Source organism: Rhodococcus pseudokoreensis, assembly GCF_017068395.1.
GTDB classification, from domain to species: Bacteria; Actinomycetota; Actinomycetes; order Mycobacteriales; family Mycobacteriaceae; genus Rhodococcus_F; species Rhodococcus_F pseudokoreensis.
This window is the reverse complement of sequence record NZ_CP070619.1, coordinates 1,321,672-1,347,911: the sequence shown is the minus strand read 5'-3', so window position 1 is coordinate 1,347,911 and position 26,240 is coordinate 1,321,672. Positions and strand designations below refer to the sequence as shown.

At 67.7% G+C, this 26,240-nt stretch carries 24 protein-coding genes; 21 read left to right on the top strand and 3 right to left on the bottom strand.

Annotated features, from left to right (window positions below; all coding sequences use genetic code 11):
- Positions 1-56: 56 nt before the first annotated feature.
- From JWS13_RS11650 to JWS13_RS11555, 20 genes are all read left to right on the top strand, one after another.
- On the top strand, positions 57-1,685 hold the full coding sequence (locus JWS13_RS11650; protein ID WP_206005669.1) for an amidohydrolase: 1,629 nt from the start codon (positions 57-59) through the stop codon (positions 1,683-1,685).
- The gene (locus JWS13_RS11645; protein ID WP_206005668.1) at positions 1,682-3,094 is read left to right on the top strand and encodes a chloride channel protein; all 1,413 of its coding nucleotides are present in this window, start codon (positions 1,682-1,684) and stop codon (positions 3,092-3,094) included. The genes JWS13_RS11650 and JWS13_RS11645 overlap by 4 nt, the downstream gene beginning before the upstream one ends.
- A 42-nt stretch (positions 3,095-3,136) precedes the next feature.
- Positions 3,137-4,036, top strand: a complete 900-nt coding sequence (locus JWS13_RS11640) for a restriction endonuclease (RefSeq protein ID WP_087556474.1) — start codon at positions 3,137-3,139, stop codon at positions 4,034-4,036.
- 166 nt (positions 4,037-4,202) lie between these two features.
- Positions 4,203-5,411: a serine hydrolase domain-containing protein gene (locus JWS13_RS11635; protein ID WP_206005667.1), complete on the top strand. Its 1,209-nt coding sequence runs from the start codon at positions 4,203-4,205 to the stop codon at positions 5,409-5,411.
- A gap of 106 nt (positions 5,412-5,517) precedes the next feature.
- Positions 5,518-5,940, top strand: coding sequence for an Rv3143 family two-component system response regulator (locus tag JWS13_RS11630; protein ID WP_124389470.1), 423 nt, complete (start codon positions 5,518-5,520; stop codon positions 5,938-5,940).
- A gap of 218 nt (positions 5,941-6,158) precedes the next feature.
- A complete protein-coding gene (locus tag JWS13_RS11625; protein ID WP_087556472.1) occupies positions 6,159-6,518 on the top strand; it encodes an NADH-quinone oxidoreductase subunit A in 360 nt (119 codons plus the stop codon).
- Between the two features lie 49 nt (positions 6,519-6,567).
- Positions 6,568-7,122 (top strand): NuoB/complex I 20 kDa subunit family protein, encoded by a 555-nt coding sequence (locus JWS13_RS11620; RefSeq protein ID WP_124389471.1) that lies wholly within the window; start codon positions 6,568-6,570, stop codon positions 7,120-7,122.
- A gap of 198 nt (positions 7,123-7,320) precedes the next feature.
- Positions 7,321-8,043 carry an NADH-quinone oxidoreductase subunit C gene (locus JWS13_RS11615; protein ID WP_206005666.1) on the top strand — a complete coding sequence of 241 codons (723 nt, stop codon included), beginning with the start codon at positions 7,321-7,323 and terminating at the stop codon, positions 8,041-8,043.
- Positions 8,043-9,359, top strand: coding sequence for an NADH dehydrogenase (quinone) subunit D (gene nuoD, locus JWS13_RS11610; RefSeq protein WP_206005665.1), 1,317 nt, complete (start codon positions 8,043-8,045; stop codon positions 9,357-9,359). The genes JWS13_RS11615 and nuoD overlap by 1 nt, the downstream gene beginning before the upstream one ends.
- Positions 9,356-10,276 (top strand): NADH-quinone oxidoreductase subunit NuoE, encoded by a 921-nt coding sequence (nuoE, locus tag JWS13_RS11605; RefSeq protein ID WP_206005664.1) that lies wholly within the window; start codon positions 9,356-9,358, stop codon positions 10,274-10,276. The genes nuoD and nuoE overlap by 4 nt, the downstream gene beginning before the upstream one ends.
- 1 nt (position 10,277) lies before the next feature.
- Positions 10,278-11,576 carry an NADH-quinone oxidoreductase subunit NuoF gene (gene nuoF, locus JWS13_RS11600; RefSeq protein WP_206005663.1) on the top strand — a complete coding sequence of 433 codons (1,299 nt, stop codon included), beginning with the start codon at positions 10,278-10,280 and terminating at the stop codon, positions 11,574-11,576.
- 201 nt (positions 11,577-11,777) lie between these two features.
- The gene (locus JWS13_RS11595) at positions 11,778-14,279 is read left to right on the top strand and encodes an NADH-quinone oxidoreductase subunit G (RefSeq protein WP_241032155.1); all 2,502 of its coding nucleotides are present in this window, start codon (positions 11,778-11,780) and stop codon (positions 14,277-14,279) included.
- Complete coding sequence (nuoH, locus tag JWS13_RS11590) at positions 14,276-15,628, top strand: NADH-quinone oxidoreductase subunit NuoH (protein ID WP_206005662.1); 1,353 nt, start codon at positions 14,276-14,278, stop codon at positions 15,626-15,628. Before JWS13_RS11595 ends, nuoH begins: the two co-directional genes overlap by 4 nt.
- Positions 15,621-16,187: an NADH-quinone oxidoreductase subunit NuoI gene (nuoI, locus tag JWS13_RS11585; RefSeq protein ID WP_206005661.1), complete on the top strand. Its 567-nt coding sequence runs from the start codon at positions 15,621-15,623 to the stop codon at positions 16,185-16,187. Before nuoH ends, nuoI begins: the two co-directional genes overlap by 8 nt.
- 31 nt (positions 16,188-16,218) lie before the next feature.
- Positions 16,219-17,028 (top strand): NADH-quinone oxidoreductase subunit J, encoded by an 810-nt coding sequence (locus tag JWS13_RS11580; RefSeq protein ID WP_192581700.1) that lies wholly within the window; start codon positions 16,219-16,221, stop codon positions 17,026-17,028.
- Positions 17,025-17,324, top strand: coding sequence for an NADH-quinone oxidoreductase subunit NuoK (gene nuoK, locus JWS13_RS11575; protein WP_005239116.1), 300 nt, complete (start codon positions 17,025-17,027; stop codon positions 17,322-17,324). The genes JWS13_RS11580 and nuoK overlap by 4 nt, the downstream gene beginning before the upstream one ends.
- Before the next feature lie 69 nt (positions 17,325-17,393).
- Entirely contained in the window at positions 17,394-19,274 is a 1,881-nt protein-coding gene (gene nuoL, locus JWS13_RS11570) for an NADH-quinone oxidoreductase subunit L (RefSeq protein ID WP_206005660.1), read from the top strand.
- Entirely contained in the window at positions 19,271-20,839 is a 1,569-nt protein-coding gene (locus JWS13_RS11565) for an NADH-quinone oxidoreductase subunit M (RefSeq protein WP_206005659.1), read from the top strand. The genes nuoL and JWS13_RS11565 overlap by 4 nt, the downstream gene beginning before the upstream one ends.
- The gene (gene nuoN / locus JWS13_RS11560; RefSeq protein WP_206005658.1) at positions 20,839-22,461 is read left to right on the top strand and encodes an NADH-quinone oxidoreductase subunit NuoN; all 1,623 of its coding nucleotides are present in this window, start codon (positions 20,839-20,841) and stop codon (positions 22,459-22,461) included. Before JWS13_RS11565 ends, nuoN begins: the two co-directional genes overlap by 1 nt.
- A 155-nt stretch (positions 22,462-22,616) precedes the next feature.
- Positions 22,617-23,351 (top strand): DUF1906 domain-containing protein, encoded by a 735-nt coding sequence (locus JWS13_RS11555; protein ID WP_206005657.1) that lies wholly within the window; start codon positions 22,617-22,619, stop codon positions 23,349-23,351.
- A gap of 5 nt (positions 23,352-23,356) precedes the next feature.
- Here the strand turns inward: JWS13_RS11555 and JWS13_RS11550 are convergent, their stop codons facing one another.
- Positions 23,357-23,860 (bottom strand): nuclear transport factor 2 family protein, encoded by a 504-nt coding sequence (locus JWS13_RS11550; RefSeq protein WP_206005656.1) that lies wholly within the window; start codon positions 23,858-23,860, stop codon positions 23,357-23,359.
- Between the two features lie 357 nt (positions 23,861-24,217).
- Here JWS13_RS11550 and JWS13_RS11545 point away from each other — a divergent pair, with 357 nt between their 5' ends.
- The gene (locus JWS13_RS11545) at positions 24,218-24,688 is read left to right on the top strand and encodes a MarR family winged helix-turn-helix transcriptional regulator (RefSeq protein WP_124389484.1); all 471 of its coding nucleotides are present in this window, start codon (positions 24,218-24,220) and stop codon (positions 24,686-24,688) included.
- A gap of 10 nt (positions 24,689-24,698) precedes the next feature.
- Here the strand turns inward: JWS13_RS11545 and JWS13_RS11540 are convergent, their stop codons facing one another.
- Both JWS13_RS11540 and JWS13_RS11535 read right to left on the bottom strand, forming a co-directional pair.
- Positions 24,699-25,049, bottom strand: a complete 351-nt coding sequence (locus JWS13_RS11540) for a hypothetical protein (protein WP_206005655.1) — start codon at positions 25,047-25,049, stop codon at positions 24,699-24,701.
- A gap of 110 nt (positions 25,050-25,159) precedes the next feature.
- Complete coding sequence (locus tag JWS13_RS11535; RefSeq protein WP_445322392.1) at positions 25,160-25,903, bottom strand: Rv1157c family protein; 744 nt, start codon at positions 25,901-25,903, stop codon at positions 25,160-25,162.
- Positions 25,904-26,240: the final 337 nt, after the last annotated feature.

Below are 26,240 nucleotides of genomic sequence, written 5' to 3'. Positions count from 1 at the left end.
CTCGCTGCCGGCGCATGGGCACTCGCCCGCGCCAGGTCTGACGGGAGGGTGCACTGATGGGCACGAACGACGGAAAACCTGCCGATCTGGTGCTGTTCGGTGACGTGGTCACCATGAACGACGCCGCGCCACGCGCTCGGGCGGTCGCGGTGCGGGACGGGCGGATCGCCGCAGTCGGCAACGACGGCGCGGTGTTTCCGCTGATCGGACCGGAAACGATCGCGGTCGACGTGCACCGCGCCTGCATCCTCCCCGGGTTCATCGAGGCGCACGGTCACCCGCTGAACTCGGCGGTGCTGCTCGGCGAACCGGTGGTGGACATCAGGCCGGTCACCATCGCCGACGCCGGTGAGGTGGTCGATGCCGTCCGCCGCGCCGTCGACGAGCACCCCGACGGCGCCGTGCTCAACGGCTGGGACCCTCTGCTCCAGAAGGGGCTGCCGGAACCGTCCCGGGAATGGCTCAATTCCGTCGCCCCCGACACCTCCCTGGTGATCCTGCACAACACCGGTCATGTGGCGTATTTCAACGACGTCGCCGCCCGGGACGCCGGATTGAACAAGAAGACGCCGGACCCGGAAGGCGGCAGCTTCGGCCGCGACGAGTCGGGCGAACTGAACGGTTCGGCGTTCGAGGCGCCCGCGGTGATGGCGGTGGCCGCCTCGATTCTCGAGGGTGCGTCCACCCGGCTACCGGAACTCCTCGCCGCGGAATGCGCGCGGATGAACGCGGCAGGCATCACCACCGCCAGCGAGATGGCGTTCGACCCACGCTTCCGGAGCGCGCTGACGGCGATCGCCCGGTCCGGTGCGCTCACCACCCGGTTGCGGCTGTACGAGATGTCGAACCCGGAGCGCTCCACGGACGTGTCACCCGGAGTGGGCGACGACCTGCTGCGCCAGGTGGGTATCAAGATCTGGTCGGACGGCTCGCCGTGGGTTGGCAACGCGGCCACGAGTTTCCCGTACCTCGACACGGACGTCACGCGATCGCTCGGCCTCGCCGGATCCCGCGGCAAGGCCAACTACACCGCGGACGAGATTCTCGAGATCAGCAAGCCGTACTTCGAGAACGGCTGGCAGATCTCCTGTCACGCCAACGGTGACGCGGCGGTCACCCTGGCCCTCGACGCGTGGGAGCGGATGCTCGCCGACTCGCCGCGTGACGATCACCGGCTGCGGCTCGAGCACGTGGGGGCGATGACCCCGGAGCAGTTCCGCCGTGCGACCGAACTCGGCGTCACGTGCAGCCTTTTCGTCGACCACCTCTACTACTGGGGCGACGTTCTCGTCGACGACCTGTTCGGCGAACGCGGAGCACGTTGGGCCGCTGCAGCTTCCGCGATCGCAGCGGGCCAGCGGATCTCGTTCCACAATGACGGCCCGGTCACCCCGACCAATCCGCTGCGCAATATCGCCGACGCCGTCACCCGCCGCACCCGGTCGGGACGGGTGCTCGCCCCCGAGGAGCGGATCTCCGTCCCGGACGCCCTGCGCGCGGAGACGATCAACTCGGCGTGGCACCTCCGGAGCGAGGACGCCATCGGGGCGATCGTTCCCGGGCTGCACGCCGATCTCGTCGTGCTGTCGGCCAACCCGCTTCTGGTGGATCCCGACGACATCGCGGACCTCGAGGTGCTCGCCACGATCCTGGAGGGTCGAACGGTCTTCGGAAAGCTGGAGTGATCCGGGTGGCGTCCGGGTCGCGGGCTCTGCGGTCGATCGGGGCGTCCGCCGGAACCTGGATCCGCACCGCGGGCTACACCCGCAAATGGCTGGTCCTCGGTGTCGTGATCGGCATCGTCGCCGGGCTCGGCGCGGTCGTGTTCTACGTCGCGCTGTCGGAGGCGACGCAACTGCTGATCGTCGACATCGGCGGCTACCACCCGCCGACCGCGGCCGGGGACGGCGGTGCGGGCGGCAGCAGGGAGTTCACGAGACCGTGGGCGATTCCGCTCGTGGTGTGCCTGGGCGGTCTGGTGTCGGGCATCCTCGTGTTCACCCTGGCACCCGAGGCCGAGGGGCACGGCACCGACGCGGCGATCGAGGCCGTGCACCGGGACCCCCGCATGATCCGCGTCCGCGTCGTGCTGGTGAAGCTGGTCGCGTCGGCGATCACGATCGGATCCGGCGGGTCCGGCGGACGGGAGGGCCCCACCGCGCAGATCTCGGCGGGTTTCGGATCGCTCCTCGCCCGCAGACTGGACCTGTCCCCGCGGGACGGACGCATCGCCGTGGCGATCGGCATCGGCTCCGGGATCGGCGCCATCTTCGGCGCCCCACTCGGCGGCGCGGTGCTGTGCTGCACGATCCCGTACAAGGAGGACTTCGACTTCGAGGTGCTCGTGCCGGCGCTGGTCACGTCGATCGTCAGCTACACCGTGTTCGGCAGCTTCCTCGGATTCGGCCCGCTGTTCGGGTACGCCGCCCAGGACTACGTCTTCGACACCCCGGCGCAACTGTTGTGGTTCGCGCTCATCGGTGTGCTCGGCGGCCTGATCGGATTGCTGTACAGCGGGACGTTCTACACCGCCGTCGATCTCACCCACCGCCTACCGGGCAGCCGGGTCGTCAAGCCTGCGGTCGGCGGGCTGCTCGTCGGACTGATGGCGCTGGTGCTGCCGGAGGTGCTGGGCAGCGGATACGGGTGGATCCAGCAGTCGATGGCCCGCGACGACCTCGCGGCCATCCCGCTGTGGGTGGTGTTGTTGCTGCCGTTCGCGAAGATCCTCGCGACGTCGCTGTCCATCGGATCGGGCGGATCGGGCGGCATCTTCGGGCCGGGCATGGTGATCGGGGCCTTCACCGGCGCCGCGGTGTGGCGACTGCTGGAACCGATCGCGCCGGGCGTCCCCGACAATCCGGCGCCCTTCGTCATCGTCGGCATGATGGCGTGTTTCGGGAGCATCGCCCGCGCCCCGCTCGCGGTGATGCTGATGGTTGCGGAGATGACGGGAAGCATCGGAGTGCTCGTGCCGGGGATGATCGCCGTCGGGCTCTCCTACCTCATCGTGCGCCTGTCGGGGAAGACGATCTACCGCGCACAGCTCGAGAACCGGGCGGAGGCTCGGCTCGCCCAGGGTTCGCCGGGGTGATCGGGTCGGGGTCCGTGTACTGACTGCCTAGAGGATTCGGGCATGCTTGTGGCCATGACTGTTCACGTTCCTCAGTACGTCGACCTCCTCTGGCCAGCGCTTCAGGCTGCCATTGCTCTCGGTGGTTCGGCGTCCAACGAGGAGCTCGACAGCGCAGTCGTTGAGCGAGAAGGTCTTTCGTCCGATGTGCAGGGCGTGCTGCACGGTGACGGCCCGAGCACCGAGATCGAGTACCGGCTGGCGTGGGCGCGCACCTACCTCAAGGGGATGGGTCTGCTCACCAACAGCCGCCGCGGGGTGTGGAGTGTGACGGAGAAGGGCCGCGAGGTCGGCGAGAGCGAGATCCGCCCGTTGCATGCCGAGTTCTCCGCCGAGAACCGCAAGAAGAATGCCGCGCGCAAGTCGGCGAAGGCGGCATCCCGGAGAAACGACGAACCGGACGCCAACATCGCCGAGGCCGAGAACGACGCGGACTGGAAGGACCTGCTGCTCGACACGGTCCTGAAGATGTCGCCGCCTGCATTCGAGCGGCTGACCCAGCGGTTGCTGCGAGAGGCCGGATTCTCGAGTGCGTCCGTCACCGGCCGCGGCGGTGACGGGGACATCGAGGGCCTCGGCGTGTACCAGTTGTCGCTGCTCAGTTTCCCCGTGTTCTTCCAGTGCAAGCGCTACAGCGGCAGTGTCGGGGCCGGGGCCGTGCGCGATTTCCGTGGCGCGATGGCGGGTCGCGGCGAGAAGGGTCTGCTCATCACGACCGGGACCTTCACCGGTGACGCCCGCACGGAGTCCAAGCGGGACGGTGCCCCGCCGATCGACCTGATCGACGGCGACCGGCTGTGCGACCTGTTGAAGGAGCATTCACTGGGTGTCCAGACCACCACGCGTCTCGTCGAGGACGTCGAGGTCAGGTCCGATTACTTCCACTCCCTCGAGCCGAAATGATCATGGTCGGGTCACCTCCCTGGAGCCCGGACAGTCTTTCCCGTTGCGGTATGGCCACGAAGCGATCACGCAGGCCCTGAAGCGGTGCCGACGGCGCTCACCCATGTGTAAAGAGGAAGTTAAATGCACATGTCACTGACGTGAAGAGCGACCGAGGGAAGTCGACATGACGACCACATCGCCGTGGCCGTTGAGGCGCCGCACCGTACGGCCACCGGCAGGGATGCTGGCGGACCGGCGATTCGGGGTGCTCGTCGACCAGTTCTTCCGGCTGTTCCACGACGCCGGCCAGGGCGGCGGTGCACTGGCCGTCTACCTCCACGGTGAGCCGGTCGTCGACGTGTGGGCCGGGTGGGCGAGCCGCGACACGTTCTGGCAGAACGACACGGTCACCCTCACGTTCTCCACGGGCAAGGGCGTCGCGTCCACCGTGCTGCACCGTCTCGCGGGACGCGGGATCATCGACTACGACGCGCCGGTGGCGCAGTACTGGCCCGAGTTCGCCACGGCGGGCAAGGACGAGATCACGGTGCGCGAACTGCTGTCGCACCGCGCCGGACTGCACCGCGTCCGCGGGCTCGTTCCCGGACCGCTGAGTCTGATGGACCACGGCCTGGTCAGTGGCGCACTGGCCGCGGCGACCCCGGATCGGCGGCGGCTGAAGGCCCCCGGCTATCACGCCGTGACATTCGGTTCGCTGGTCGCCGAACTGACGGCGCGTGCGGCCGGAAAGCACTTCACCGATTTGGTGCGCACCGAGATCGCCGAACCGCTCGGGGTGAAGGAATTCTGGTACGAGGTGCCGCCGGCCGAGCGGTCCCGGATCGCGAGGACCTTCCCGCACATCAACCCGTTCGGTGTTCCGTGGGGTGCGACGTCGTTCGCGATGGCGCGGCTGCCCGGTCTCCGCAACGTCGCCGACGCCGGCATGCCCGCCGGTTTCGACGCCCTCGTCCGCAACCCCGCGATCCACGACAGCGTGATGCCGGGATGGAACGGCGTGTTCAGTGCCCGCGCGCTCGCGCGCATGTACGGGGCGCTGGCCAACGGCGGAACCGTCGGCGGTGCCGAGTTCCTCCCGCCGGACGTCGTGGCCCAGCTGAGCCAGGTGCAGACCACGGCCCGCGACTACGTTCTGGGCATACCGATGAACTGGCGGCTCGGCTACCACGCGGGAATGGTCGCGCGCCGCAGACAGCCGTCGAATACGTTCGGGCACTACGGGTTGGGTGGGTCGGGCGCGTTCGCCGACGCCGACACCGGGCTGTCGATCGCCTTCGTCACCAACAGGCTCGGCAACATGCTGACCCCCATCGCGGATCTGCGCCTGCCGAAGCTCGGTTCCACGGCGCTCGCCATCGCGGAGAGACTGTAGCCGGGCCGCTGCGCCCGCCGGCCGAACCAATTCGATTTCGACGCGCCGTTTTTCGATCGACGCGAGCCGCCGGTCTGGAAGGCGGGGTACCGGTAGCATCGTGTCCGTGACCGACGCGACCGCCCACACCAGCCGTCCTGATCGGTTGCGTGTCCTCGTCTACAGCGACGACGCGAGCACCCGCCAGAAGGTCGTTCTGGCATTGGGGAAGCGTCCGCACCCCGACCTTCCGGAGCTGGAGTACGTCGAGGTGGCGACGGCGCCCGTGGTGATCCGGGAAATGGATGCCGGCGGTATCGACCTGGCCGTCCTGGACGGGGAGGCGGTGCCCGCGGGCGGGATGGGGATCGCCAAGCAGTTGAAGGACGAGCTCGACGAGTGCCCGCCGATCCTGGTCCTGACCGGGCGTCCCGACGACGCCTGGCTGGCCAGTTGGTCGCGCGCCGAGGCCGCGGTGCCGCATCCGCTCGACCCGATCCGGTTGTCCGAAGCGGTCATAGCGCTGCTCCGCACCCGACTCTCTGCTTAGGGTCTCCTGACTTCCGTTTCCGCCGTCCGGCGGCGCATCGAGCGCCTGTGCTGCAGCGGTTTTCCGCATTTCCAGATCGCCTGGAAATCGCTCGGTCAAATCGGCCGGGCCCGGCGACTTCCCTTGTACGCTGTGGCATAACTCACAAGAGCGTAGCTTCGGAAACGACCGCCCGGGAATCGGGCGGGCAGGCTCGGGAAGAGGGGAGCTGAGACGGCATGAATGTCTATGTGCCGATCCTCGTGCTCGGGGCGATTGCGGTCGCGTTCGCGGTGTTCTCCGTGATCGTGGCGAGGATCGTCGGACCGAGACGCTACAACCGTGCCAAGCTCGACGCCTACGAGTGCGGGATCGAGCCGACGGCCTCGCCGCTGGGCGCGGGCCGCATCCCGGTGAAGTACTACCTGACGGCCATGCTGTTCATCATCTTCGACATCGAGATCGTGTTCCTCTACCCGTGGGCCGTTCATTTCGACGCCCTCGGCTTCTTCGGTCTCGGGGCCATGGCCCTGTTCATCTTCAACGTCTCCGTCGCCTACGCGTACGAGTGGCGGCGTGGCGGTCTCAGTTGGGACTGATCGGTCCCGCCAGCGATCCAAAAGCTAAGTCGGAAGAGAAGAGTCGGATATGGGCATCGAGGAGAAGCTGCCGAGCGGCTTCCTGCTGACCACGGTCGAGGGGCTTGCGGGTTACGTCCGCAAGGGCTCGCTGTGGCCCGCCAGTTTCGGGCTCGCGTGTTGTGCGATCGAGATGATGGCCACCGCAGGCGGCCGCTTCGACATCGCGCGCTTCGGCATGGAGGCGTTCCGTGCTTCACCGCGGCAGGCCGATCTGATGATCGTCGCAGGCCGGGTGAGCCAGAAGATGGCGCCGGTGCTGCGGCAGATCTATGACCAGATGGTGGAGCCGAAGTGGGTGCTGGCGATGGGCGTCTGCGCGTCGTCGGGTGGGATGTTCAACAACTACGCGATCGTGCAGGGTGTCGACCACGTCGTGCCTGTCGACATCTATCTACCGGGGTGCCCGCCGAGGCCCGAGATGCTGCTGAACGCGATCCTCACGTTGCACGAGAAGATCCAGCAGATGCCGCTCGGTGTGCACCGGGAGGAGGTGGCGCGTGCGGCGGAGCAGGCCGCGCTGGCTGCCACTCCCACCTTCCAGATGAAGGGCCTGCTCCGGTGACGGCCCGAGCAAGTGCCGGAGCCGTGCGGTCTGGACTGAGGAGCGAGGGAGCGTAGCGAGTGAGTGACGAGGGAAGACCGCACGATAAAGCTCCGGCACACGCGAGCGAAGCGAGCCATGTCCCCGCGAGGGAGCGGAGCGAACCGAGTAAGTGCCGGAGCCGTGCGGTCTGGACTGAGGAACGAGGGAGCGTAGCGAGTGAGTGACGAGGGAAGACCGCACGATAAAGCTCCGGCACACGCGAGCGAAGCGAGCCATGTTACAGAGCAGATCGGTGTGCGTAAGGGTTTGTTCGGGGTGCGGGGTAGTGGGGATACGTCGGGGTATGGGCGGTTGGTGCGTCCGGTGTTGTTGCCGGGGAGTACGCCGCGGCCGTTCGGCGGGTATTTCGACGAGGTGGCGGATGGGTTGGGGGCGGCGCTGGCGGAGTCGGGGGTGGGCTTCGAGGTGGCGGTGGAGTCGGTGGTGGTGTTTCGGGGTGAGGTGACGTTCGGTGTGCGGCGCGAGTTCTTGGTGCCGGTGGCGCGTGCGTTGCGGGATGAGCCGGATCTGCGGTTCGAGATGTGTCTGGGTGTGAATGGTGTGCATTTCCCGCAGGATGCGGGCCGGGAGTTGCATGCGGTGTATCCGTTGTTGTCGATTACGCACAATCGGCGGATCCGTCTGGAGGTGGCGGTGCCGGATGGGGATCCGCATATTCCGTCGTTGTATGACGTGTATCCGACGAATGATTGGCACGAGCGGGAGACGTACGACTTTTTCGGGATCGTGTTCGACGGGCATCCGTCGTTGACGCGGATCGAGATGCCGGATGACTGGCCGGGTCATCCGCAGCGGAAGGACTATCCGCTCGGCGGTATTCCCGTCGAGTACAAGGGCGCGGAGATCGCGCCGCCGGACGAGCGGCGGGGGTACAACTGATGAGCGAGGACACGGTTTTCACGGTCGCCGGTCAGGACTGGGACGAGGTTGTCGATGCGGTGAGGGCGGCGTCGGAGGATGCCGGTTCGGGGAGCGGCGAGGAGCGCATCGTCGTGAATATGGGTCCGCAGCATCCGTCGACGCACGGGGTGTTGCGGCTCATCCTGGAGATCGAGGGTGAGACGGTCACGGAGGCCCGGTGCGGTATCGGTTATCTGCATACGGGGATCGAGAAGAATCTGGAGTACCGCACCTGGACGCAGGGTGTGACGTTTGTGACGCGGATGGATTATCTGTCGCCGTTTTTCAACGAGACGGCGTATTGCCTGGGTGTGGAGAAGTTGCTCGACATCACGGAGCAGGTGCCGGAGCGGGCGAGTGTCATCCGGGTGATGTTGATGGAGCTGAACCGCATTTCCTCGCATCTGGTGGCGCTGGCCACGGGTGGGATGGAGTTGGGCGCGGTGACGGCGATGCTGTTCGGTTTCCGGGAGCGTGAGTTGGTCCTGGACGTGTTCGAGTTCATCACGGGATTGCGCATGAACCACGCGTATATCCGGCCGGGCGGTTTGTCGCAGGATCTGCCGGAGGGGGCGGTGGAGAAGGTCCGCGAGTTGCTGACGGTAATGCCGGAGCGGTTGCGGGACATGGAAAATCTGCTGAACGACAACCGCATCTGGAAGGGCCGCACCAAGGGCATCGGGTATCTCGACCTCACGGGGTGCATGGCGCTGGGGGTGACGGGTCCGATGCTGCGTGCGACGGGTCTGCCACACGATCTGCGGAAGTCGCAGCCGTATTGCGGGTACGAGAATTACGAGTTCGACGTCAGCACCGACACCGGGTGCGACGCGTACGGCCGTTACCTGATCCGGGTCGACGAGATGAAGGAGTCGCTGAAGATCGTCGAGCAGTGTCTCGACAAGTTGCGGCCGGGGCCGATCATGGCGGAAGACAAGAAGATCGCGTGGCCTGCGGATCTGACGTTGGGCCCGGATGGTCTGGGTAATTCGCCGGAGCATGTCCGCGAGATCATGGATTCGTCGATGGAATCGCTGATCCATCATTTCAAGTTGGTGACGGAGGGTTTCCGGGTGCCGCCGGGCCAGGTGTATGTGGCGGTGGAGTCGCCGCGGGGCGAGCTCGGGGTGCACATGGTCAGCGACGGTGGCACGCGCCCGTTCCGGGTGCATTTCCGCGATCCGTCGTTCACGAATCTGCAGTCGGTGGCGGCCACGTGTGAAGGCGGCATGGTGGCGGATGTGATTGCCGCGGTCGCGAGCATCGATCCCGTCATGGGGGGAGTGGATCGATGACCGAGCGAACCGCACCGGCGCAACCACCCGTTTTCATCGAGTTCGGGCCGAGGCCGGAGGAGAACGGACGGCTGGTGCGGCCGGGTGCGCGGGAGGAATATCCGCCGGAGATCCGGGCGCGGCTCGACGCCGACGCCGATGTCGTCGTCGCGCGTTACCCGAATTCGAGGTCCGCGCTGCTGCCGCTGTTGCATCTGGTTCAGGCGGAGGACGGGTGCATCACGCCGGCGGGCGTCGAACTCTGTGCCGGCCGGCTCGGGTTGACCGGCGCCGAGGTGGCCGCGGTGGCGACGTTCTATTCGATGTACCGGCGCGAGCCGACGGGCGACTACTACGTGGGGGTGTGCACCAACACTTTGTGCGCGGTCATGGGCGGCGATGCGATCCTCGCCGCGCTGGAGGAGCATCTCGATCTGCCGCCCGGTGGCACGACCGCGGACGGCAAGGTCACGCTGGAGCACATCGAGTGCAATGCGGCGTGCGATTACGCCCCGGTGGTGATGGTGAACTGGGAGTTCTTCGACAATCAGACCCCGGAGTCGGCCCGTTCGCTCGTCGATTCCCTGCGGTCGGGGGACCGGGTGACGCCGAGCCGTGGCGCGACGCTGTGCACGTTCCGGGAGACCGCCCGCATTCTCGCCGGGTTCCCCGACGAGCGTCCCGGTGCGCTCGAGGAGGGCGTCGCCGGTGAACCGACATTGGCCGGCCTGCGCGTTGCGCGGGAGCGGGGGATGACGGCGCCGGATCCGGCGGAGACGTCCCTCGTCCCGGAGCCGCAGTCGCGGGACACCGAGGCGGTGGCGGCGGAATCCACGAAGGACGAGCCGGCACCTGCCCCGTCGGCGACGGTGCCTCCGAATCGGTCCACCTCCGAAACGAACCCGGCCGCCACCGACCCCGGACGGAAGGGAGACTGACATGCCGCTGACCCCGGTCCTGAGCCGCTACTGGGACGAACCCGAATCCTGGACCCTCGACACGTACCGTCGCCACGACGGGTACGAGGGCCTGCAGAAGGCGCTGCGCATGGACCCGGACGAGGTGATCTCGACGATCAAGGAGGCCGGACTGCGCGGCCGCGGCGGTGCCGGGTTCCCGACCGGCATGAAGTGGTCGTTCATCCCGCAGGGCGACGACAAGCCGCATTACCTCGTGGTCAACGCGGACGAGTCCGAACCGGGTACCTGCAAGGACATGCCCCTCATGCTGGCAACGCCGCACGCGCTCGTGGAGGGCGTCATCATCGCGGCGTACGCGATCCGCGCCGGGCATGCCTTCATCTACGTGCGCGGCGAGGTGGTGCCGGTGCTGCGCCGGTTGCAGTCCGCGGTCGCGGAGGCGTATGCGGCGGGCTACCTGGGCAAGAACATCCTGGGCACCGGGTTCGACCTCGAGTTGGTCGTGCACGCGGGTGCCGGGGCGTACATCTGCGGCGAGGAGACGGCGCTGCTCGACTCGCTGGAGGGGCGCCGCGGCCAGCCCCGGCTGCGTCCGCCGTTCCCCGCGGTGGCCGGTCTCTACGCGTCCCCGACCGTCGTCAACAACGTCGAATCGATCGCGAGCGTCCCACCGATCATCGTGAACGGCATCGAGTGGTTCCGGTCGATGGGCAGCGAGAAGTCGCCCGGGTTCACCCTCTACTCCCTGTCCGGGCACGTGACCACACCCGGACAATACGAGGCACCGCTGGGAATCACGTTGCGGGAGTTACTCGAATACGCGGGCGGAGTCCGCGCCGGGCACCGGTTGAAGTTCTGGACGCCGGGCGGTTCCTCGACGCCGATCTTCACCGACGAGCACCTCGACGTCGCCCTCGACTACGAGGGGGTCGGCGCCGCCGGGTCGATGCTGGGCACGAAGGCCCTTCAGATCTTCGACGAGACCACATGCGTGGTGCGTGCCGTGCTCCGCTGGACCGAGTTCTACGCGCACGAGTCGTGCGGCAAGTGCACGCCCTGCCGGGAGGGCACGTATTGGCTGGTGCAGATCCTGGAGCGGCTCGAGCGGGGGGAGGGGACCGATGCGGATCTGCAGAAGTTGCTCGACATCGCGGACAACATCCTCGGCAAGTCGTTCTGCGCTCTCGGTGACGGTGCGGCGAGCCCGATCATGTCTTCCATCAAGTACTTCCGCGACGAGTATCTCGCGCACTTCGAGCAGGGTGGCTGCCCGTTCGACCCGCATCAGTCCACCCTCATGGCTGGAGTGGACGCATGATGTGGCACCGGGATGGTGCGCGAGCTGTGACTCGGCGGCGGGGCGATGCGCGAGCTGTGACTCGGCGGCGGGGCGATGCGCGAGCTGTGACTCGGCGGCGGGGCGATGCGCGAGCTGTGACTCGGCGGCGGGGCGATGCGCGAGCTGTGACTCGGCGCCGGGGCCGCGCGGTCTGGACCGAGGAGCGAGGGAGCGCAGCGAATGAGTGACGAGGGAAGAGCGCGCGTGAAAGCCCCGGTGCCCGCGAGCGGAGCGAGCCGTGACTCGGCCCCGGTGCCCGCGAGCGGAGCGAGCCGTGACTCAGTCAGCGTTGTTATCGACGGGGTGGAGCTCAGTGTTCCCAAGGGCACGTTGGTGATTCGTGCGGCGGAGATGATCGGTATCCAGATCCCGCGGTTCTGTGATCATCCGCTGCTCGATCCGGTGGGTGCGTGCCGTCAGTGCCTCGTGGATGTGGAGGGGCAGCGGAAGCCGCTCGCGTCGTGCACCACGACTGTCACCGACGGCATGGTGGTCCACACCCAGCTGACGTCGCCGGTGGCGGACAAGGCGCAGAGGGGGGTGATGGAGTTGTTGCTGATCAACCATCCCCTGGATTGTCCGGTGTGTGACAAGGGCGGTGAGTGCCCGTTGCAGAATCAGGCGATGTCCAACGGGCGCGCGGAGTCGCGCTTCGGGGAGATCAAGCGCACGTTCCCCAAGCCGATTCCGCTGTCCACGGAGGTCCTCCTGGATCGTGAGCGGTGTGTGCTGTGCGCGCGGTGCACCCGGTTCTCGCAGCAGGTTGCGGGGGATCCGTTCGTCGAACTGATGGAGCGGGGTGCGCTGCAGCAGGTCGGGATCTACGCGAAGGAACCGTTCGAGTCGTATTTCTCCGGCAACACCGTCCAGATCTGCCCGGTGGGCGCGCTGACGGGTACCGCGTACCGGTTCCGGGCTCGCCCGTTCGATCTGATCTCCAGCCCCAGCGTGTGCGAGCACTGTGCGAGCGGGTGCGCCCAGCGCACCGATCACCGGCGCGGCACGGTGTTGCGGCGGCTGGCGGGCGACGATCCCGAGGTCAACGAGGAATGGAATTGCGACAAGGGGCGGTGGGCGTTCGCCTACGCCACTCAGCGCGACCGGATCACCACCCCTCTGGTCCGCGGCGACGACGGCACCCTGGCGCCCGCGTCGTGGTCGGAGGCCCTGGCCGTCGCGGCGCGGGGACTGGCCGCGGCACGGGGCAGTGCGGGGGTTCTCGTCGGCGGCCGGTCCACGTGGGAGGACGCCTACGCCTACGCGAAATTCGCGCGAACGGCGCTCGGCACCAACGACATCGACTTCCGCAGTCGCGCACACTCCGGTGAGGAGGCCGACTTCCTGGCGGCCCGGGTGGCGGGGCAGCGACTCGCGGTCACCTACGACGATCTCGACGCCGCGCCGATCGTTCTCCTCGCCGGGTTCGAGCCGGAGGAGGAGTCGCCGATCGTGTTCCTGCGGCTGCGCAAGGCGGCGCGCACGAAGGCCGTTCCGGTGTACTCGATCGCCCCGTACACGTCGCGCGGACTCGAGAAGGTGTCCGGCAGACTGCTGAGGGCCGCGCCGAATGCGGAACCGGAGGTCCTCGACGGACTCCGCACGGGCGAGGTAGACGCGGGGGTCACCGAGTTGCTTCGCCGACCGGGTGCCGTCGTCGTGGTAGGGGAGCGGCTCGCCGCGGTGCCAGGGGCGCTGTCCGCCGCGGTCCGTCTGGCCGACGACACCGGGGCCCGGCTGGCGTGGGTGCCACGACGGGCCGGCGAACGCGGCGCACTCGAGGCGGGCGCGCTGCCCGGACTGCTGCCGGGCGGCAGGCCGGTGGGCGATCCCGAGGCCCGGCGGCAGGTCGCGTCGGCGTGGAACGTCGCGGATCTGCCGGACACCGCGGGCCGCGACACCGCGGGCATCCTCGCCGCCGCCGAGGCGGGGACGCTGGGGGCGCTGGTGATCGGCGGTGTGGAGATCGACGACCTCCCCGACCCGCAGGCCGCAACGGCGGCCGTCGACGCGGCCGGGTTCGTGGTGAGTCTGGAACTGCGCCACAGTGCGATCACCGATCGCGCGGACGTGGTGTTCCCCATCGCACCGGTCATGGAGAAGCCGGGCACCTTCCTCGACTGGGAGGGGCGCATACGCGATTTCGACGCCGCCCTCCGCGGCACCGGGGCGATGCCCGATCAGCGGGTGCTGCACGCGATCGCCGGCGAAATGGGTGTCGCGCTGGGTCTTCCCGACGCGGCGACCGCACGGCGGGAACTCGAACGGCTCGGCGCCTGGGACGGTGACTTCCCGGATCCGCCCGACGTCCCGCAGTCTCCACGACGGGACCCCGGGGCGGGGGAGGCGGTGCTCGCCACGTGGCGGATGCTGCTCGACTCGGGGCGGTTGCAGGACGGCGAACCGCACCTGGCGGGCACGGCGCGCACCCCGGTCGTGCGGATGTCCGCGGCGTCGGCGGCCGAGACGGGTGCCGGTGACGGAGATCCAATCACCGTCACGACGGAACGAGGCGAAGTGACGTTGCCGTTGGTGATCACCGACATGCCGGATCGGGTGGTGTGGCTGCCGCTCAACTCGCCCGGCTCCGCGGTCTACCGGCAACTGGCCGCCGGGGCGGGAACCGTCGTGAACGTACGCCGCGCCGCAGGCACCAACGGGATCGCGCCGGGAGGTGCGCTGTGACGATCGCGGCCGTCTACCCCGACCCTGCACTGTTCGGGCACGACCCCTGGTGGCTGGTTCTCGGCAAGGCCCTGGCCGTCTTCGTGTTCCTCGTCCTCACCCCGCTTCTGACGATCCTGGCCGAACGCAAGGTCATGGCATGGATGCAGATGCGCGTGGGCCCCAACCGGGTCGGTCCGCGGGGCATGCTGCAGAGCCTCGCCGACGGCATCAAGCTGGCACTGAAGGAGGGGATCGTCCCGAAGGGTGTGGACAAGCCGATCTACCTCCTCGCGCCGATCATCGCCGCGGTGCCCGCGTTCATGGCGTTCGCCGTGATCCCGTTCGGCCCGGCGGTGTCGATCTTCGGGCACTACACGCCATTACAGCTGACGGACCTGCCGGTGGCGGTGCTCTATGTCCTTGCGGCCACGTCGATCGGCGTCTACGGCATCGTGCTCGCCGGCTGGGCGTCCGGCTCCACGTACCCGTTGCTGGGAGGTTTGCGCTCGACGGCGCAGGTGATCTCGTACGAGATCGCGATGGCGTTGTCGTTCGCGGCGGTCTTCCTGGACGCCGGCACGATGTCCACGTCGGGCATCGTCGCCTCCCAGGAGCACACCTGGTACGTCTTCCTGCTGCTGCCGTCGTTCCTCATCTACGTCACGTCGATGGTGGGTGAGACCAACCGCGCGCCCTTCGACCTGCCCGAGGCCGAAGGCGAACTGGTCGGCGGGTTCCACACCGAGTACTCGTCGCTGAGCTTCGCGATGTTCATGCTCGCCGAGTACGTGAACATGGTGACTGTCTCGGCGCTCGCGACCACCCTGTTCCTCGGCGGCTGGCACGCACCGTTCCCGCTCAGTCTGTGGGCCGGCGCGAACTCCGGATGGTGGCCGGTGCTGTGGTTCACGCTGAAGGTCTGGGGTTTCCTGTTCGTGTTCGTCTGGTTGCGGGCCACGCTGCCCAGGCTGCGGTACGACCAGTTCATGGGTCTCGGCTGGAAGATCCTGATCCCGATCTCGCTGGTGTGGGTCATGATCGTCGCCACTGTCCGGGCCTTCCGCAACGAGGGCTACGACGCCCGGACGATCACCCTCGTCGTCGCGGGCCTCGTCGTGGCCCTCGTGGTGGTGGCGCTGCTGTGGAAGCGCCTGCGTCCGGGCCGCGTTCGCGCACCCGAGAAACCGGTCGAGCCGCGCGACCGCGCCGAACTGTCCCCGGAGACACTCGAACCGTTCGACCCCATGGCCGGTGGATACCCGGTTCCGCCGATGCCGGGTCAGACACTGCCCGTGTTCCGGCGCACGCCGGTCTCCGTCACCGGCGCGCACTCCACCGGATCGACTCAGGAGAACAGCGATGACTAAATTCCTCGGCCCCATAGCGGGATTCGGCGTGACCTTCTCCACGATGTTCAAGAAATCGAACACCGAGTTCTACCCGGAGGAGAAGACGCCGACGGCGCCCCGCTATCACGGCAGGCATCAGCTCAACCGGTACGCGGACGGCCTGGAGAAGTGCATCGGGTGCGAACTGTGCGCCTGGGCGTGCCCCGCCGACGCCATCTTCGTCGAGGGCGCCGATAACACCGACGAGGAACGCTTCTCGCCCGGTGAGCGGTACGGCCGGGTGTACCAGATCAACTACCTGCGCTGCATCGGGTGCGGGCTGTGCATCGAGGCCTGCCCGACGCGGGCGCTGACGATGACCAACGAGTACGAGATGGCCGACGACAACCGGGCCGGCCTGATCTACGAGAAGGACCGCCTGCTGGCACCGCTCGAGTCCGGCATGGTCGATTCGCCGCACCCGATGGCCCCGGGCACCACCGCCGAGGACTACTACCGCGGCACGGTGACCGGGGGAACGGCGCCCGCGTCGCAGGACGAGTCCGGGGCGGACGACACGGCGGGGGACAAGCCGTGATCGAGGGAGGAGAGCCGACGTGGTGAACACGATGCCGTCCGCGGTGCAACTGGTCGCGGAACCCTTCACCCAGACCTCGACCGGCGAGGGCGTGCAGTTCTGGGTCCTCGCGACCGTCGCCGTGATCGGCGCGCTCGGAGTGGTCAGCGCGACGAAAGCCGTCTACTCGGCGATCTTCCTCGCCACCACCATGATCATCCTGGCCGTGTTCTACATCGCCCAGGGCGCGCTGTTCCTCGGCGTCGTGCAGATCGTGGTCTACACCGGCGCGGTCATGATGCTGTTCCTGTTCGTGCTCATGCTGATCGGCGTCGATTCCTCGGAATCCCTCGTCGAGAACCTGCGCGGTCAGCGGGTGGCCGCGATCGCGGCGGGGCTGGGATTCGGACTCCTGCTGATCGGCGGCATCGGAAGTGCGTCCGTCTCCGCGTTCACCGGTCTCGACCAGGCCAACGCGGCGGGCAACGTCGAGGGGCTGGCCGAACTCGTCTTCGTCCGGTACGTGTGGGCGTTCGAACTGACCGGCGCACTGCTGATCACCGCGACCATCGGTGCGATGGTGCTCGCCCACCGGGAACGTTTCGAGCGGCGGAAGGACCAGCGCGAGCTGTCCGAGGACCGGGTCCGGGAGGGTGCCCGGGTCACACCGCTGCCCAGTCCCGGGGTCTACGCGCGGCACAACGCCGTCGACATCCCGGCGTTGCTGCCCGACGGCACGTTCTCCGACCTCTCCGTCAGCCGGTCGCTCGACCGGCGGCCGAGCATGCCCGCCCGGGCACTGGGCACCGCGGACGTCGCGGCCCCCGAACCCGCCGCGACCGAAGACGGGGGTGGGCGATGAACCCGGAGAACTACCTCTACCTGTCGGCGCTGCTGTTCACGATCGGTGCCGCCGGGGTGCTGATCCGCCGCAACGCGATCATCGTGTTCATGTGTATCGAACTGATGCTCAACGCCTCGAATCTGGCGTTCGTGACGTTCGCCCGGATGCACGGCAACCTCGACGGGCAGGTCTTCGCGTTCTTCACGATGGTCGTCGCGGCCGCCGAGGTCGTCGTCGGTCTGGCGATCATCATGACCATCTTCCGTTCCCGCCGTTCGGCTTCCGTCGACGACGCCAACCTCCTCAAGAACTGACGGGTCCCCGATGACGCACATCCTCGAGAAGGTGACTTTGCCCGACGACACCCCGATCGGCGGTGCGGCATGAGCGAAACGCTCTGGCTGCTGCCGGTCCTGCCGCTCCTCGGCGCCGCCGTGCTCCTGCTGGCGGGCAGGCGCAGCGACGCGTGGGGTCATCTCCTCGGCTGCGTGACGGCGCTCGCCTCGTTCGCGCTCGGCGTCGTCTTCTTCGTCGACATGCTGGACCGGGACGCCGCCGACCGGGTCGTGCACCAGATCCTGTTCAGCTGGGTGCCGGTCGGAGAACTCCAGGTGGACTTCGGGCTGCAACTCGACCAGCTGTCCGTGTGCTTCGTGCTGCTGATCACCGGTGTCGGCTCCCTGATCCACATCTACTCGGTCGGCTACATGGCGCACGATCCGGAGCGCAGGCGGTTCTTCGCCTACCTCAACCTGTTCCTCGCGGCGATGCTGCTGCTGGTGCTGGCCGACAACTTCCTCGGCCTGTACGTCGGGTGGGAGGGCGTCGGTCTCGCGTCGTACCTGCTCATCGGATTCTGGCAGTACAAGCCGTCCGCGGCGGCCGCGGCGAAGAAGGCGTTCGTGGTCAACCGCGTCGGCGACATGGGGCTGATCCTCGCGATCATGATCATGTTCTCGACGTTCGGCTCGATCGAATTCGCCGACGTGTTCACGCGAGCCGACGCCGCGAGCGAGGGCGTGCTCACCGCGATCGGCCTCGCGCTGCTGCTCGCCGCCTGCGGCAAATCGGCTCAGGTTCCGCTGCAGTCCTGGCTCGGCGACGCGATGGAGGGCCCGACACCGGTGTCCGCGCTCATCCACGCCGCGACCATGGTCACGGCGGGTGTGTACCTGATCGTCCGCTCCAACGCGATCTTCGACCTGGCACCGAACGCCCAGCTCGGCGTCGTGATCGTCGGTGCGGTGACCCTGCTGTTCGGCGCGGTCATCGGTTGCGCGAAGGACGACATCAAGAAGGCGCTGGCGGCGTCGACGATGAGCCAGATCGGGTACATGGTGCTGGCCGCCGGACTGGGACCGGCCGGGTACGCGTTCGCGATCATGCTGCTGCTCACCCACGGCTTCTTCAAGGCCGGCCTGTTCCTCGGCGCGGGCTCGGTGATGCACGGCATGAACGACGAGGTGAACATGCGCCGGTACGGCGGCCTGCGCACCGTCATGCCCATCACGTTCGTGACGTTCGGGCTGGGATACCTGGCCATCATCGGGATTCCGCCGTTCTCCGGCTTCTTCTCCAAGGACAAGATCATCGAAGCGGCGTTCGCCGCCGAGGGCGTGCAGGGCGTCGTCCTCGGAACGGTGACGCTGCTCGGTGCGGGACTCACCGCCTTCTACATGACCAGGGTGATGCTGATGACGTTCTTCGGGCAACGGCGGTGGCAACCTGAGGCCGACCCCCACGAGTCGCCGGGGGTGATGACGGTGCCGATGATTTTGCTCGCGGTGGGTTCGGTCGCCGCGGGAGCCCTGCTCGCCGTCGGGTCCTCGCTGCAGCACTGGCTGGAACCGGTCGTCGGCGCGCATCACGGCGAGCCCGCCCTGCCCGTGTGGGCGATCACCGGACTCACCCTGGTGGTGGTGCTCGCCGGGGTCGCGGTGGCCTACCGGCAGTACGCCCGGCAGCCGATCCCCGACGTCGCGCCGGCCGATGTCACCGCGCTCACCGTCGCCGCCCGGAGAGACCTGTACGGCGACGCGTTCAACGAGGCGGCGCTGATGCGTCCCGGACAGGAGTTGACGCGAACGCTCGTGACCGTCGACGACCGGGGCGTCGACGGCGCCGTCAACGGGTTCGCCGCGCTCGTCGGCGGAACGTCGATGCGGGTGCGGCGTCTGCAGACCGGGTTCGTCCGGTCCTACGCCCTGTTCATGTTCGCGGGTGCGGCGCTTCTGGTCGCCACGATGCTGGTGAGGCTGTGGTGAGCGGCTTCCCGTGGCTGACCGTCCTGTGGGTGCTGCCACTCGTCGGCGCCGGTGTGGTCCTCGCGTTGCCCGTCGACCGGCGCGCGCTCGCGAAGTCGGTCGCCGTCGGTGTGTCCGTGGTGGTCCTGTGCCTGGCGGTCGTGCTGGCGATCCGGTTCGACCCGACCGGTGAGCAGTACCAGTTCGTCGAATCGCACGCCTGGATTCCGGCGTTCGGCACCCGGTACATCCTCGGCCTGGACGGCATCGCGCTCGTCCTGGTGCTCCTCACCGCGGTGCTGGTGCCGCTGCTGCTGCTCGCGGGGTGGAACGACGGCGACTCCGCTCCCGACTACGACCGGCGGCGGATGGCGCACACGTACGTGGCGCTGACGCTGATGGTCGAGGCGATGGTGATCGTCTCGTTCACCGCCCTCGACGTCCTGCTCTTCTACATCTTCTTCGAGGCCATGCTCATCCCCATGTACTTCCTGATCGGAGGATTCGGCGGGGCGGGGAGGTCGTATGCCGCGGTGAAGTTCCTGCTGTACAACCTGTTCGGCGGCCTGATCATGCTGGCGGCCGTCATCGGGCTGTACGTGGTGACGGCGCGCCAGGACGCGTTCGCCGGCGGCACCTTCGACTTCCGGGTGATCGTCGCCGAGGGGCTGGACGCCGACCCCGGCGTGCTGAAGGCGTTGTTCCTCGGTTTCATGTTCGCGTTCGCGGTCAAGGCCCCGCTGTGGCCGTTCCACACGTGGCTGCCGGGCGCCGCGGTCGAAGCCACCCCGGCCAGCGCGGTGCTGATGATGGCCGTCGTCGACAAGGTCGGGACGTTCGGGATGCTGCGGTTCTGCCTGCAGATGTTCCCGGACGCGTCGGCGTACTTCGCACCGTTCGTGACGGTGCTGGCGGTGATCGGCATCATCTACGGCGCGGTGCTGGCCATCGGGCAGACCGACGTGATGCGCCTGATCGCGTACACGTCGATCTCGCACTTCGGGTTCATCATCCTCGGCATCTTCGCGATGACGAGCCAGGGGCAGGCCGGATCGACGCTGTACATGGTCAACCACGGCATCTCGACCGCGGCGCTGTTCCTGATCGCCGGGTTCCTGGTGTCGCGGCGCGGCACCCGCCTCATCGCCGACTACGGCGGGGTGCAGAAGGTCGCTCCGGTGATGGCGGGCACGTTCCTCGTGGCGGGCCTGGCCACGCTGTCGCTGCCGGGCCTGGCACCGTTCATCAGTGAGTTCCTCGTCCTGGTCGGGACGTTCTCGCGGTACCAGATCGCCGCCGTGGTCGCGACTCTCGCGCTCGTCCTCGCCGCGATCTACGTGCTGTGGCTCTACCAGCGGATGATGACGGGACCGCTGAAGGAGGGCAACGAGACCGTCCGCGATCTCGTGCGCCGTGAGATCGCGGTCGTGGCACCGCTGATCGCACTGTTGCTCGTCCTCGGCGTCTACCCCAAGCCGGTGCTGGACGTCATCACCCCCGCGGTGAGCCACGTCCTCGTCACCGTCGGTCAGCACGATCCTGCCCCCACCGTCGCCGGGCAGGATTCAGAGGGAGGCACACCCTGATGAGTACCTCCGAATTCGTCCTCGCCCAGTCCGCGACGTTGCCTGCGCCGGACATCGAATACGGCCAGCTGTCACCCATGTTGATCGTGTTCGGCGTGGCGGTGGCCGGTGTGCTCGTGGAGGCGTTCCTGCCCCGGCGCGGCCGCTACTCGAGCCATCTCGTTCTCGCGATCGGCGGACTCACCGCGGCGTTCGTGGCCGTCGTCCTGCTCGCCGGAACCCGCGACTCGGTGATCGGGGGAGCGGTGGCCGTCGACGGTCCGACGTTGTTCCTCCAGGGCACGATCCTGCTGATCTCGATTCCGGCGATCCTGATCATCGCCGAGCGGAGCGTCGACAGCGGGGTCCGCGCGGCGACCGCGGAGGTCACGGCCGTCCGCGGGGCGGAGCCGGAAGGCGGAACCGACGCGTTCACCCCGCAGGCGTACGCCGTCCCCGGCAGTGTCGCCGAACGGGAGGCCACCAGGAACGCCCCGGGGCACACCGAGGTCTTCCCCCTCACCCTGTTCGCGGTCGGCGGGATGCTCCTGTTCCCGGCGTCCAACGATCTCCTCACCATGTTCGTGGCGCTGGAAGTGCTCTCGCTGCCGCTGTATCTGCTGTGCGGGCTGGCGCGGCGGCGTCGTCTCCTGTCGCAGGAGGCCGCGATGAAATACTTTCTGCTCGGGGCGTTCTCGTCGGCGTTCTTCCTGTTCGGGGTGGCGTTACTGTACGGCTACGCGGGCACCGTCGCGTTGCCGGGGATCGGTGACGCACTCGCCCGGGGCGCCGAGGACCGGACGCTGGCGCTGATCGGCACCGCGCTCCTGTCGGTGGGTCTGCTGTTCAAGATCGGCGCGGTCCCGTTCCACTCCTGGATCCCCGACGTCTATCAGGGTGCGCCGACGCCGATCACCGCGTTCATGGCGGCGGCCACCAAGGTCGCGGCGGTCGGGGCGATGCTGCGCATCTTCTACGTGGCGCTGCCCGACCTCCGCGCGGACTGGCGGCCGGTGATGTGGGGCGTCGCCATCCTCACCATGGTGGTCGGTGCCGTCATGGCGGTCACGCAGACCGACGTCAAGCGGATGCTCGCGTACTCCTCGGTCGCGCACGCCGGATTCATCCTCACCGGTCTGGTCGCGGCCAACCGGGCAGGTCTGTCGTCCACCATGTTCTACCTGCTGGCCTACGGATTCAGCACGCTCGGCGCGTTCGCCGTCGTCACCCTGGTGCGCGATAGCCGGGGCGAGGCGACGGACCTGTCCCGCTGGGCGGGGCTGGGGCGGCGTTCGCCTTTGGTGGGCGGGGTCTTCGCCCTGTTCCTGCTCGCGTTCGCCGGAATCCCCTTGACGAGTGGGTTCGTCAGCAAGTTCGCGGTCTTCCAGGCGGCCATCGAGGGTGGTGCCGTTCCCCTCGTCCTCGTCGGCGTCGTCAGCAGTGCGATCGCGGCGTTCTTCTACGTGCGGGTGATCGTCCTGATGTTCTTCTCGGAACCGCAGAGCGACGCACCGACGATCGTGGTGCCCAGCATGTTCACCGCCGCGGCCATCGCGGTGGGAGTGGTGGTGACGGTGGTGCTCGGAATCCTGCCCCAGGGGGCACTGGAACTGGCCGACCAGGCCGCCGTGTTCTTCCGCTGACCCGACGGTGCCGGCGGGTCGCGAGTGTCCTATGTGACGGATGTAGTCCAAGTGGCTGGCGGGACCCGTGTGAGTGTGGTGGAATGCAAGCCGGACAACATACCGACTGAGCGAGAGTGAATGTCGGAGACACGCCGGAGCGCGACCGATCGGATATGGGGGCCACAGTGGAATTTTCTCGGAGAGACCTGTTCCGGTACGCGGCAGCGGGATCCGCCGTCGCGGGGATCGCGGCGCTCACGTCCACCACGTCCTCGGTCGCCGTCGCGAAGGCGGACAGCCTCGGCATCCTGATCGACTACGCGGGCGGCGTGCCTTCGGCGGACGCCATCCTCGAGGCCGGATACGACGGCGCGATCCGGTACGTGTCGGACCGCCGTCCCGGCGCCGAATGGATGGAAGGCAAGCCGATGCTCGCCGACGAGGCGCAGGCGCTGCTCGACGCCGGGCTGTCCGTCGTCTCGTGCTATCAGTTCGGCAAGGGGCCGACCGCCGACTGGCGCGGCGGGCTCGAGGCGGGCAAGCGGCACGCGGAGCGCGGACTCGAATTGCACCTCGCCGCAGGCGGTCCCGAGGATCGTCCCATCTACGCGTCCATCGACGACAATCCCTCGCCCGCCGATTTCCTCACCATGATCGCCCCGTATCTCGCGGGGTGGGAGTCGGTGGTCGGCAAGGGGAACACCGGCATCTACGCCAACTCCAAGACGCTGGATCTTGCGGTCCTCGCCGGGCTCGGATCGTGGTACTGGCAGCACGACTGGGGCACACCCGAGGGATACGTCCACCCGTCGGCGCACCTGCATCAGTACGAGATCGACGCGAGCAACGTCGACGGGGTGGGCATCGATCTCAACGACATTCTGAAGCCCGACTACGGGCAGTGGTGACCCGGTCAGGCCGCCGGTCGATCACCCGTCCTCGAGAGCCACTCCCGCGCGTCCTCGGGTAGGTTGCCTGCGGCTTCCGCTGCGCGGCACCACTTCTTGGCGGTGGCGAGAAAGTTCATCGGGTTGTACGCGTCCTCTTCGCGCGACCACAGGTTGTCGCCGGCGTAGTGGAGGATCGTAATGTTGGCTGCGGCGTGACGCGAGCCGTCGCCGGGATCCTCCATGGGGTTGTCGATCTCGCAGATCACCCATCCCCGGTCTTCGTCGATCACGTACCAGTTGGCCGGGAACTCGGTCATCCGGCTTCCGGGGAAGGCCGACATCGTGCGCGTGACCCACGTGCGGATGGCCTCGCGTCCGTCGAAGTGTCCGAAGGCGTGCTCGATGTACGTCGCGTCCTCCGTGAAGAGGTCGGCGAATCCGTTCCAGTCTCCGAGTTCGACGCAGCGGCCGACGGTTCGCTGGTAGTGCGCGAACGCGTCGTCGAGTTCGGCGTGACTCCACGGCATGGTGCTTCCCCTTTTCTCGTCCGGCACCGCGTCTGCGTGCCTCGAAGAATGAGAACACGTTTCAGTTCTGCTGTGGGGTGTTTTCCGGTGGATGGGATCGTTGAAACGCCACCCGAGTCGACTCCGATTACCTGTTGTCACTCGTTTCACTCTGGAACCCGGAGGTTCTGCTATGGATCTGCTGATCAATTTCGTGTACACCGTCGCGTCGGTTTTCTACACCGCGCTGTTCGTCAACGGATCCTGAAGCCCGTCCGTGCTGCCGGAATGTGCACGCTACACATGTTGTGTATGGTGCACAATGATGCCACGGTCGAGATCACGGTGCCTCGGGCAGAATGACGGTAACTCTGGGAGGTGTCGGTGTCCGATCGCGACGAGGTGGCGGCTGATGTCGAGAACGAATTGACATTGTTGTCGCGCTATCACGCCCACGCGCAACGGGCGGGATTCCAACTCGACCGTTCCGCCTACCTGCTCCTCGGACGCCTGGAACTCGAGCATCCGCTCAGCCTGAAACAGCTCGCCGAGGCGTTCCGGCTCGACATCTCGACGATCAACCGGCAGATCGGCGCGCTGCTGAAGCGCGGACTCGTCGAGCGCGTCCCCGACCCGGACGGGGGGATGGCCCGCAAGGTCGAGGCCACTGCGCGGGGGCTCGAGCAGCTTCACGCGGACCGGGCGCTGGGCAGAAACGGTGTCGAGCGCATCATCGCCGAGTGGAGCGACCACGACCGGGGCGAGTTGCGCCGACTGTTGACGAAGTTCAACGGGGAGATCGAGAAGTACGACGGCAATTCCTGGCCGCGCGCAGGCCGGACGTCCTGACCGGATGCCGTCAGGACTGGACGTGCGCGGTCGCGTCCCTTGTGAGGTCCGGTTCGTCGGCGATGACCGTGAGATGGGGGTGCTCGGGCGGTGCGTCGTGCCAGCCCTTCCACGACAGCAGAGACCACCGCGACAGCCCCGACAGCGCCGATCCGAGACTGGCGAACGAGGCGGTGCTCAGTGCCGAGCCTGCCGATCCGACCGATCCGATCGACAGCACCGAGCCGACACTCCCGATCGACAGGACGGAGTAGGCGGAACCGATCGAGAGGATCGATCCTTCCGAACGGATCGACAGGATGGACCGCCGGGCGTGTCGCGATCGCAGTGAGTGGTCCGGTGCGTGGTGCGTCGAGTGCATGTCTCGGTCTACCACGGTGGGGCCGTCGGCAAACAGTGCAGCGGTGCAGACATGAGAGAGGGGCCCTCCGGAAAAGTCCGGAGGGCCCCTCGCTTGTCAGCTGTGAAGTGCTACGCGACCTGGAACATGCCGACGGTGGGGAGGAAGCTGCACGTGATCGGAGCCGCCCCTTCCTTCTGGGTCGTCAGTCCACCCGACACGACCGCGAGGACGCGGCCCGGGCCGGTGTCCGCGATTGCCGACAGGGTTGCCGGTCCGTCGGGGTTGATCTTGGCCTCGTTGGTGAGGTTCTGGGTGGCGCGCCGCTGGTTGTCCAGGTTGATCCACGTCACGGTCAGCGGATTGGGCTGTTCGGCGGCAACGGAACTGGTTCCGAGGGCAGTGAACACGAAACCGGCCTGACCTGCCTTGGGGCCGGGCGGGGGCAGCTGGGCCGGGCCGGGGACCGCGAGCGCGGTGCCGACCGAGTCGGCGCCTTCGCCGATACAGCCCTTGCCGATGGTCGGGTAGAGGAACTGCGCGATGACGGGCGCGTTCTCCTTCGGGATCTCGGGACCGCCGCCACCGCTGCCGTCGAGGAACGTGATGACGCGTTCGAGGGTGGACTTGAGTTCCGGCGGGATGCCGGGGGACTCGAGGAGGTTGCGGGCCTGGTCCAGGATCGCATCCTGCGGTCCTGCGGCGATGTCTTCGGTACCAGCGGCTGCGCCGATGATGGCGGGTGCGAACGACGCGAGCATCTCCACGGGGATGCCTTCGGGCACGGGCGGCGGCGTCGGCTGCGCGATCGCCTGGGCCGGCACTGCCATAGCGGCTGCTGCGGCAACGGCGAGAGCAGTGACTGCTCTGCGCATACCTCGGGTTCGAAGCACAGTCTCCCCATCCTTAGTCATAACAGCGTGGACGACAAAACAATCCACGTCTGACGGCTCGGGGGGTCACTCTATGTACAGCGCCCCCGGGTTGTACAGCTCACGAGTTCGTTCACCGTAGCTGCGGCACCCCGGTGGGAGTGTATGGCATACAGACCCCGACGGTGGTCCTCCGGTGACGATAGCTTGTGGCACGTGTGGTTCGTGTGATTGGTGATGCAACTGTTACGCGCGGCTACGGACACCTCGGAGGCCGCGGACGGCGCCGTCTACGCTGTGCGGGACCGTTTCGGGATCGGCTGAGACATCTACACACCTC